Genomic DNA, 1,661 nt, shown 5'->3' with positions numbered 1-1,661 from the left:
CGCTATCCTCTTGCTTCTCCCTTAGTTTAGCGCTGGCCATTTACATAGAGCTTTCTTTTAAGATTATAGTCATTTAAATGACTGTTGTCTTTAACTCGGGAATACCCTCGGTGACCGTAAGTGGCCACCGACCGATAAAAGAGGATTACGCGCAAGGAAAGTCCAGGACTTATGCTTTTCAAATCCTTTTATCGGTCATCTCTGAACAGGATCAGATGGAAATTCAGGCTTCAAGGCCTATTGTCCAGGGTTTCGATACAGGTTCAGATATCAGCACATCCATCCCCTTGGTATGGAACCGGTCTTTTATGATCGTCCCAGGACCAGAACATATATCGCTGTCCATTGAGAAGGACCCAGGTATTGCCTACCTTGGAACCTCAATGATATTGGACGGCAACCAGACCGATAAAGACGTATTAATTGCTTTTCAAAGTTCAGGACTTATAAGGAAGGATTAAATGCTTTATCGGTCATCTTCTGGGCCTGCATCATATGGAAATTCAGGCTTGAAGGCCTATTATCAGGGATTGGATAATCGTTCAGTTGTCGGTTGTACTCTAATTCATGGATCTCTCATTTTTTAAACTTTTTTATCATGGAAAAATCTGACTTCAAGTATTTTGTTGGCGTGGACATATCCAAAAAGTCCTTTGACACCGCCATTATCGAAGGAGACGACACGTCCTCGTTCGTGTTCGACAATTCACAAAAGGGCACTAGGGCGTTCATAAGGCTGCTCAAGAACAGGGGCATACCCTTGGAAAGCACCCTGATCTGTCTGGAACATACTGGGATATACGGTAGGCTGTTGATCGCAAGGCTGTTGGAAAAACAGGCCAATTTCTGCGTCGAGATGTCGTTGAGGATCATCCGTAGCCTGGGGATACAACGCGGCAAGAACGATAGGCTTGACGCCATCCGGATCGCACGGTACGCCGCCAAGAACCACAACGAGATCGAACTGTACAGGCCGTTACCGGAGATCCTGGAAAAGGTCAATGCCCTGCTCAAGGTAAGGGACCAACTGGTCAGGTTCAGGGCCGACTTGGGCAAGCACCCCAATGAACTCAAGACCTTTGACCCGAAACTTGGGAAGCTGGTCCAAAGGCACATCAGGAAGACCACTAAGTGCCTCAATGACGAGATACACCGCATGGAGGGCGAGATAGAGGCCCTTGTGCTCTCCGATGAAAGGCTGAACACCACGGTGCGACTGGCGACGTCCGTTACGGGGATAGGTCTGTTCACGGCTTTATACTTCACCATCTTCACCAATTTTTTCACCAGGTATGAAAATCCCAAACAGCTTGCCTGCTACTGCGGCGTTGTGCCCTTCGAGCACACATCCGGTTCCAGTATACAGAAACGCTCCAGGGTGCACCATATGGCCAACAAGATGATGAAAAAGCAATTGCACATGTGCGCACTTGCGGCTGTCAGGCACGATCCCGACCTGAAGGCCTACTATGAAAGAAAGGCCGAGGAGGGAAAGAATAAAATGTTGGTCCTCAACAATGTCCGAAACAAGCTTGTCCTTAGGGTCTGTGCCGTGGTAAAACGGCAAACGCCTTATCAAAAAAGTGTCGCTTGATTCCAATATCATCGAATTGTTCACTTTGTTCATTTTTGACTTGTTTTTAACATGGAAATCCTTTTTG

The 1,661-nt window shown here is 47.1% G+C and carries 2 protein-coding genes; both read left to right on the top strand.

Features of this window, described 5'->3' with window-relative positions:
* Nucleotides 1–77 precede the first annotated feature (77 nt).
* The gene (locus tag ACQQ5U_RS19355; protein ID WP_437400104.1) at nt 78–461 is read left to right on the top strand and encodes a hypothetical protein; all 384 of its coding nucleotides are present in this window, start codon (nt 78–80) and stop codon (nt 459–461) included.
* A 137-nt stretch (nt 462–598) separates the two neighbouring features.
* Nucleotides 599–1,594: an IS110 family transposase gene (locus ACQQ5U_RS19350; protein ID WP_437400103.1), complete on the top strand. Its 996-nt coding sequence runs from the start codon at nt 599–601 to the stop codon at nt 1,592–1,594.
* Nucleotides 1,595–1,661 lie beyond the last annotated feature (67 nt).

The organism is Flagellimonas lutimaris (assembly GCF_051494225.1).
Classification (GTDB): domain Bacteria; phylum Bacteroidota; class Bacteroidia; order Flavobacteriales; family Flavobacteriaceae; genus Flagellimonas; species Flagellimonas lutimaris_A.
Note: the sequence above shows the minus strand (reverse complement) of the source record. Positions and strands in the feature narration are given on the sequence as shown.